Genomic DNA, 8,429 nt, shown 5'->3' with positions numbered 1-8,429 from the left:
GTATATGCTATTAGTTTTATCCAAAGGAGCAAAAATGATACTGAAAAATTTGAGTGATATAAAAAATCTTGGCCATAAAGGCCTTGATATATAAGGGTTAAGAAATATGATTAACCCTATATTTGGTATAAAAAGGGGTGAGAGGTTTGGTAATAGGAAATATAAAAAAGGTATTATTTAAGATTGTTCCATATGAGTATAGAAGTTTAGAGTTATATTTAGAGAAGATGGCTTTAAAGGGATGGAAGTTTGAGGATATACAAGGAGAGTTTTTAAGCTTTGTAAAAATAGATCCAACTCAAATAAGATATTGGGTAGATATAAATGATACTAATAAAATAAGAAATATTGAAGACACAATAAAAAATGGAGGGACTAATAAATTAGGGTGGAATTTGATTTATAGATACAATGAAATAGACATTTATTCTAGGGAAGATGGTGTTGAAGAAGTTCATGAAGAAATAAATCAAAAAGAAAAATTTAAAGATATAGCTAAATTGTCATTAAAAAATATTTCAATGACTTTGATAACTGTATTTTTACTAGCAGTTACTACATTATCAGATGAATTTGTCAATGTAATTGTCAATGATGATAAAATTATAATGTTAATTATCACTACAATGATAATAGTATATCAATTAACGCATATTACAAGCTTTGTTACCTGGTACATTAGAGGGAAGAAATCACTTAGGAGAAATGAGGAGGTTTCTTATAAGATACATTGGTTATCTAAAATTAGAATAGTAATTAATACTGTGGTAATAGTAAGCGGAATTACTGCTTTAATTTATTTAGGGATTTTAACTCCAGATAATAGTATTAATGAAATAATTGGAGTTGCAATGTTTTTATTAGTAATATTAATAATAATTAATTTAGTAGGAAAAAACTCAGGCAGTGTTTCAAAGAAAAGGAGAATTGATATTTTTAATATTATTGGATTGGTCTTATTAATATCAATCTTAATAGGAAGAAATTATATTCATAAAGATACAAATTATAATAATAATTATAATCTCAATAAGGAATTAAATTTAACTTTAGAGGATTTTAATGATAAATCAGTTAACGCTGGTAGGAATTACATTAATGAAAATAAAGGAACATTTGCATCACAGTTATGGTTTTACGATGAAGGCAGTAATGGGTATCTTGATTATAATTTCTTTGAAAGTAATTATAAATGGATAATGGACAAGTATTTAGAGGATAGAATTAAATGGATAAATACTTTAGGAAATTCTTCAGTTGAAAAAGTAAATTATAATGAAGCGGTTACATTATATACTTTGCAGGAAAGAAATTTTTATATGCTAGTTTCAGAAGACAAGGTAATTGATTTTATAAATTTAAATTATAGATATGATAAGGAAGAATTTATTAATAAAGTATATGAAGAAATATTCTTGGGTAAGAGTTAATTAAAGGTTAGATAATAACATAGGTAATAAAGAATATTATTTATATGTCTAATCAGAGTTAATGAATAAAAATACTAATATAATTAGAAAATAGTGTAATAAAGTTATGGAGGAGAGGAAGGACAATGTTTAAATTTAATGAAGAGTATGTAATACAAAAATTAAAGGAATTACTTGAGATTGACAGCACAACAGGATACTTTCGTCTAATTTAGAATTATCTTGTAAATGAAATGGAAGAACTGAATATCCCAAGTGAAGAAGTACATAAAGGTGGATTAATTGCAGATATTGGTGGAGAAGGAGATCCTTTAGTGATAATGGCTCATGGTGATGACATAGGTCTTATGGTACGTTATATCAAAGATAATGGGGCACTTGTGGTAACTAATGTAGGAGGATTAAGAGAAGAGGATGCAACAGGGGTAATCTGTAGGTTACATACTCGTAAGGGTCATATTTATACAGGATGTGTGAGAAGAGTACACTCTTGTGCCCATGTAAGACCAGATTCTGATAATAATGCGCCTTTAAATTATAATACAAACGTAGAATTTGTATTAGATGAAGATGTAAAGTGTAGACAAGATGTACTTGATTTAGGAATTAGAGTTGGAGATATAATAGCCTTAGATGCAGGTTTCCATATGAATAATGGATATATCACAAGCCGTTTTATAGATGATAAAGCTTGTATAGCAGTTTTACTTGGTGTTATGAAATACATAAAAGATAATAATATTGTATGTAAAAGAAATGTGAAAGCATTTTTTACAATGTTTGAAGAAATCGGTCATGGAGGAGCATGGCTTCCTGATGGAACTAAAGATATTATAGCATTAGATATTGCTCCAGTTTCACCAACACAGGTATCAAGTGAGAAGAAAGTATCTCTGTTTGCGAAGGATTCAAGATTCCCATACCATTATGAAATGTTAACAGAACTAGTGGAAGCAGCTGAAAAAATTGGTGTAGATTACGAAATTGATGTATTTACACCAAGATATGGAACAGATTCAGATTTTGCTATAACTGCTGGTAACAATGTAAGACATGCGGCATTAGGACCAGGGACAAGCGGTAGCCACGGATATGAAAGAACTCATATTGATTCTTTAAATAATATGTATCAACTATTACTACAATATATAATTGGATAGTTACTATAAGAAGTTAATGATTTAAAGATTATTTTAAAAGATATTTATTAGTATAAAAAATGAACTAAACATAGTCAACAGGTTCGGGTTTAGGATGAAAAACTTAAAATCGCAACTAAAATCACGTTAAAATTCACACTACTCTAAATTGATTATTTAAGTTAATTTAGAGTAGTTTTTTATTAAATTTTTATATAAAATCGTAAGCATAATTGAACTGATAATAATTTTATTAAAGTGGTAAAGTATCTTGCAATTTTAACTTAAAAATTATAACAAAAAAGAAGCTTTAGAATAAATTAGTAAATTATGTTAATATAATAGTGTGCAATTAACGAAGAACTGTATTATATTGCTTATTAAATGAAATAAGGAGGCTTTTATGAAGAAAGTTATATGGTCAATAATTTTAAGTATATTGCTAATTGGGTTAGTAGGTTGTCAAATAAAAACAGAAGATAATACACACAAAGATAGTTTAAGTGTTGAAATAATTGATACTAATGATGCTAATTCTTATAAGGGGATGCCAATAACATTAAAACCTAAAGTTATAGGAGAATATGATAAGGAAATCCAATATCATTGGATACTGAAAAGTGATGATGATGTTGAAGGGTTTATTGTTCCAGAGAAGGGTCCTCAAAAGGAAATAATTAATTCAGGTGAACCAGTTGAACTTGGTTTATTTGCAGAAGTTTCTTGGGTTGAGGGAACAGTTATAGAATTTAAAGTTGAATTGCAAATAGAAGATAAAGAAACATCTAAGATTATTGCAACTAATGAAATTACAATTGAAAATAATCAAGGTACTTATAGTATAAAACAATAATATTATTTTATATATTCAATTAATAGAAAAATAACAGAAAAAACTAATGTGAAATCTTAGTGTAATAACGTATTATTAAAGATTAAGCAGATATGAGGAGAGAGATTATGAGAAATGAAAAAAATTGGATAAAAGCAGGTATATTATCAGTGGTTATTGTTGTTATATTTGTTACTTTATTTGAAATGTTAGGGGCTTACCAAGAAATAGGGATTGTAGTTGCTACAATAATTGTTTTTACTATGATACTGTGTACATATTCTATCATTGATGAGATAAGAGAGCTTAAACATAATAACGAATAATATTAAATTTATGAGAATTAGTTTGGGATTGGATTACTCTGTAAGTATAAAGAAGAACTTATCGTATGAGAACAGATAAATAAGTTTTAAGGAGGGGATTTGATGAAGATATTAAAAATGCTTTTAAGTATAATATTTTTAATAACTCTTATAGCGTGTACTGATAAAATAAATGATAATGATATAAAAAGTATTATTGATGAATCTTTAGTAGGGTATATTTATGATGATAATACTAGTAGATACATTAATGAGGATAATGGAATTTGGTATATAAGAGAAAATGAGAAAAATATTATTCCTAAAGAAGAATTTGTAGAAAAAAATTCAATTATCAATTCAGAGAATTTTATTATTGAAAATAGAGAAAATTCCGTATGGGAATTAAGTGAAATACAGGAAGTAATAGTTGAAGTTAAAGATACTTTTTACAGTTTAGCAGATGAAAGCTATAGTAAACACTATAGAATGGATAAAGATTGGTACTATGAACAAGTAAAAAAGCTAAATAATTTAGATGATATAGATATTATTCAATGGCATGAACCATTTAAATTACCTATATACATAGATTCAAAGGAATAGAGATAAATCTTAATTTAATATTAGAGTAATAAATTTTAAGATATAAACTAGCTTAAAAATATAGATTTGACACTTATATTCTTTTTATAAGTGAAACATTTTAAAGTTATAGAGACTAAAAAGTCGGCAGATATGATATGTTTCCTTTATATTAGACAGTTAAAATAATAAAAAACTGTTACTATAGAGAGGTATTTCAATACTGCCGACTTTGCTTTATTATTTTATTCTGGATTGGCTTGTGAAAATGCTTGCGATTTTCAATGTGAAAAACTTTTTTTACTTCAAAACTGAAGATGTTGTAAACATAGTAAGTGTATTATTTTTGTAATTAAAGTTTTTCAGAGAAATATTCTTAAAAAGTGTAGTTTTTAGAATATAAAATTACTATAATGAAAAGTAAAGATTTTAAATGAGTTTTTATGTTAAATATATATAAATGAAAAAAATCTTTTATTAAGTATAAGATTAGTTTTATAGGAGGAATATTATTTGATTTTATTTTTTACCGGTACAGGAAATAGTAAATACGTAGCTAAAGCTATAGCAAATAAAATAAATGATGAGGTTGTATCTCTTAATAATGTAATAAAATATACAATGGCAAAGACATTTAGATCAGATAAGCCATTTATAATTGTAGCTCCAATTTATGCTTGGAGATTTCCAGCTATAATTGAAGATTTAATAAGTAAGGCAGAGTTTATTGGAAATAATGAGATATACTTTATTGGAACAATGGAATCACAATCAGGAAACTGTTATAAATATTGCAAGAAGATATGTGATAAAAAAGGACTAATTTTTAAAGGATTCTATGGAGTTAAGATGCCTGGAAATTATGTTATTTCTAAGGCTATGCCAGATAAAGATAAAGTAAATGAAATTTTAAATGCAGCAAATCCTGTTATTGAAAAGCTTGCAGAAAAAATTAAAAATGATGAAAATATTGAAAAAGACGATAAAACACCTTTTTCTTGGGTTTTATCTTCAGCTGTAAATGGTGCCTTTAATAAATTTATGGTTAGCAGCAAAAATTTTGTAGTTTCAGATAGATGTATTACATGTGGAAAATGTGAAAAATGTTGTCCAGTTAATAATGTTAAAATAAGAGATGGTAAACCTAAGTTTGGAGATAAATGTATTAACTGTTATTCATGTATTCATCACTGTCCAAAAGAAGCCATAAATATAAAAGGGAAAAGTGAAAATAATGGCAGATATCTTTGTCCAGAATATAATGAGAAATAGTTTTAAATATAATACTAAAGAGAAAAATGCAAAGGAAGTGATGATATGGGTTCAAGTAAATGTAGTTTAAGAAAAGAAGTAAAAAATGAAATAGCTAAGTATATAGATTCTGAATTTACTATTGAAATGATTAAAGAGATTGTAAATTACATAAGAACAACTCATAGAGTTAAGATTGATGATTCTAGTTTTGATAAGTACAATCCAGAGTCTAAAGTTACTTTAAAAGATAATGGACCTTTTAATATATATGATTACATGTATGTAAAGGACTTTTTATATGAATTATCTTGGGAAGGTTCTTACGTTGAAGCTTTAGAAGAAATTGAGTTTTCTGATGAGTCTAAAGATAAATTTAAAAATGTTCAAAAGGTTAATAAAGGTGTATCAAAGTATATACCAAAGAAGAACGCTACCATTTCTGAAATAGTATATAAGTATGTTCCAAAGGATATTGCTGCTGTTTTATATGAAAAAGTAGAAAAAACTATGGAGCTGAAAAAAGGTGAATTATATAAAAGCTTTAAGAAAAGATATAATACAGAATATCTTTTTAATAGCGTAAGGTGGTACAAGAGAACTAGAGACGGAAAAGTTTATTATGATATAGACTTACAGGAACTAGATGATAATAAAAGGGTAAGATTAGAAGAGCAGATTAAAACTGAAATAGGCAATGCATATAAGTCTAGATGGGGAAGTCATATTTCAGCCAAGGTGATTTCATTAGAAGATAAACTATTGTTAGATGTTTATAATGAAGGATGCAAGCTATTAGAAATCCATAATGAATACTCTACAGAAATTGTAAAGGAAGAAAATAGCTACAATGAAGAAACCTTAGCTAAGCTTATGATAGAAAACTGCAAAGAAGCTGCGAAAGATTCAAAGGGGATAAACAGGCTTAAAGTTAAGGTTGTTAACTCTATTGATAGCAAGCTAAATAATCTTAATAGCATAAATATTTATAAGACAGATGACCATATGAAGCTGTTTTTAGAAAATGCTAGAGAGATGATTTTCGGATACTATAAAAGTGTTAATCTAAAAGGCTTTAATAAAGCTCTTATAGCTAAAGAAGATGATATTAACAAGCTTATAAGAAGAGTTGCAGTAGTTGAAAATATTATTTATGAGAAGTATTTAGAGGAAAATCCTAAAGCTCCATCTATTGATGATATGGAGGACTTTGAAGAATGTATCCCTTGGATATGTACTAAGGGGTTAATATGGACATCTGAAAATATCTATATTAAAAACAAAGTTAAAGATGAGATTGAAGAGATAATATTAGACAGTCCAATCGATGAATATGAAGAAGCAAGAAGAATGAAAAGACACTTCTATCTTCATGTTGGTGAAACTAATACAGGTAAGACATATGCAAGTATACAAAAGCTTATGGATGCAGAATCAGGTGTATATTTAGCACCACTTAGATTATTAGCATTAGAAGTTCAAGATAAGCTAAGAGGTGAAAATATAGCCTGTTCATTATTAACTGGAGAAGAAGAGGATATTATTTCATATGCATCACATATTTCTTCTACAATAGAAAAGCTACAGATTGAAACGCATTATGATATATGTGTTATAGATGAAGCTCAGATGATAGCTGACAAGCAAAGAGGATGGGCATGGACTAGAGCAATAATTGGTGTATTAGCTCCAGAAATTCATATATGTATGGCTCCAGAAGCTAAGGATATAATAATAAAACTTATAAAAGATTGTAAAGATACTTATGAAATTATAGAGCATAAAAGAGATACAGAGCTTATATTTGAAGATAAGAAATTTGACTTAAATAAAGATGTTAAAAAAGGAGATGCTTTAGTTGTCTTTGGTAAAAAGAAAGCTTTAGCAGTTTCAGCACAGCTCCTTAATAATAATATAAAAACAAGCATAATTTACGGCTCACTGCCATACTCCACAAGAAAGAAGCAGTTTGAAAGATTCTTAAGTGGGGAGACAGAAGTAATAGTTTGTACAGATGCCATTGGAATGGGAGTAAATCTTCCTATAAAACGTATTGTCTTTTTAGAAACTAGAAAATTTGATGGTATATCTTTAAGAAAGCTTAGTGTTCCTGAGATAAAGCAGATAGCAGGAAGAGCAGGCCGTAAAGGAATTTACGATAAAGGCTATGTTACAGCAGCTACAGACAGTAACTTAATAAAGAATGCCTTAACAGCAGAAACAAAGAAAATAGATAAATGCTATATAGGAATTCCTGATTCACTTTTAGAACTAGATATAGATATTGTAGATGCATTAAAGACATGGAGCTTAGCAAAAATTAAAGGATATTATAAGAAAGCAGATGTTACAACTATAATTTATCTTTTAAATAGATTAAAAGCTCTTAATATAAAAGCATCTAAAAGTGATATGTTAAAGATGGCAACAATTCCTTTTGAAGAAAATAATAAGACAGTAATGGCATTATGGGAAGAGTATTGTATTATGTATAGTGAAGGTGCAGTAAACTTAAAGAAGCCAAGACTTAAAAACATTGTAAATACAAAGAAAGAGCTTGATGAGCTTGAAAGCTACTATAAATCATTAGAATTAAACTATTCCTTTGGAAAAAACTTTAATATGATGATAAATAATAGATATATTTCAAGTGAAAAAGAAAATACAGCAAATAAAATAAATGAGCTGCTTTTAACTAATCTTCTTGACCATGAAAGAGTGTGCAAGGACTGTGGTAAAAAGCTATCATGGGATTATCCAAGTGATAGATGTAGATTCTGTAAGGAAAAAATGATGGAGCTTAAAGGCGAAAGATTTAATTTTAGATTTAGAGAAAGAAGAAAACCAGACTTTAGAACGAGAAGAAGCAGAAGAGGATATTATTAAA

7 protein-coding genes are annotated in these 8,429 nt (G+C 27.6%); all 7 read left to right on the top strand.

Annotated elements, in window-relative coordinates:
* Positions 1-146 precede the first annotated feature (146 nt).
* Positions 147-1,430, top strand: coding sequence for a DUF2812 domain-containing protein (locus H8S10_RS14155; protein ID WP_186839305.1), 1,284 nt, complete (start codon positions 147-149; stop codon positions 1,428-1,430).
* Between the two features lie 233 nt (positions 1,431-1,663).
* Positions 1,664-2,590, top strand: coding sequence for a M20/M25/M40 family metallo-hydrolase (locus H8S10_RS14150; protein WP_186839304.1), 927 nt, complete (start codon positions 1,664-1,666; stop codon positions 2,588-2,590).
* A 382-nt stretch (positions 2,591-2,972) separates the two neighbouring features.
* Positions 2,973-3,422 carry a hypothetical protein gene (locus tag H8S10_RS14145; RefSeq protein ID WP_186839303.1) on the top strand — a complete coding sequence of 150 codons (450 nt, stop codon included), beginning with the start codon at positions 2,973-2,975 and terminating at the stop codon, positions 3,420-3,422.
* 107 nt (positions 3,423-3,529) lie between these two features.
* On the top strand, positions 3,530-3,727 hold the full coding sequence (locus tag H8S10_RS14140; protein WP_186839302.1) for a hypothetical protein: 198 nt from the start codon (positions 3,530-3,532) through the stop codon (positions 3,725-3,727).
* 102 nt (positions 3,728-3,829) lie between these two features.
* The gene (locus H8S10_RS14135; protein WP_186839301.1) at positions 3,830-4,312 is read left to right on the top strand and encodes a hypothetical protein; all 483 of its coding nucleotides are present in this window, start codon (positions 3,830-3,832) and stop codon (positions 4,310-4,312) included.
* Positions 4,313-4,804: 492 nt separating this feature from the next.
* Positions 4,805-5,563, top strand: coding sequence for an EFR1 family ferrodoxin (locus tag H8S10_RS14130; RefSeq protein WP_186839300.1), 759 nt, complete (start codon positions 4,805-4,807; stop codon positions 5,561-5,563).
* Between the two features lie 45 nt (positions 5,564-5,608).
* Positions 5,609-8,428 (top strand): DEAD/DEAH box helicase, encoded by a 2,820-nt coding sequence (locus H8S10_RS14125; RefSeq protein ID WP_186839299.1) that lies wholly within the window; start codon positions 5,609-5,611, stop codon positions 8,426-8,428.
* Position 8,429: the final 1 nt, after the last annotated feature.

Source organism: Clostridium sp. NSJ-49 (assembly GCF_014287725.1).
Lineage (GTDB): Bacteria > Bacillota > Clostridia > Clostridiales > Clostridiaceae > Clostridium > Clostridium disporicum_B.
This window is presented reverse-complemented; position numbering and strand designations above follow the sequence as displayed.

Excerpts from the sequence above, each read along its gene's own strand:
- H8S10_RS14145 (WP_186839303.1), top strand. The coding sequence starts at position 2,973 with ATGAAGAAAGTTATATGGTCAATAATTTTAAGTATATTGCTAATTGGG.
- H8S10_RS14140 (WP_186839302.1), top strand. The coding sequence starts at position 3,530 with ATGAGAAATGAAAAAAATTGGATAAAAGCAGGTATATTATCAGTGGTT.
- H8S10_RS14135 (WP_186839301.1), top strand. The coding sequence starts at position 3,830 with ATGAAGATATTAAAAATGCTTTTAAGTATAATATTTTTAATAACTCTT.
- H8S10_RS14125 (WP_186839299.1), top strand. The coding sequence starts at position 5,609 with ATGGGTTCAAGTAAATGTAGTTTAAGAAAAGAAGTAAAAAATGAAATA.
- H8S10_RS14150 (WP_186839304.1), top strand. The coding sequence starts at position 1,664 with ATGGAAGAACTGAATATCCCAAGTGAAGAAGTACATAAAGGTGGATTA.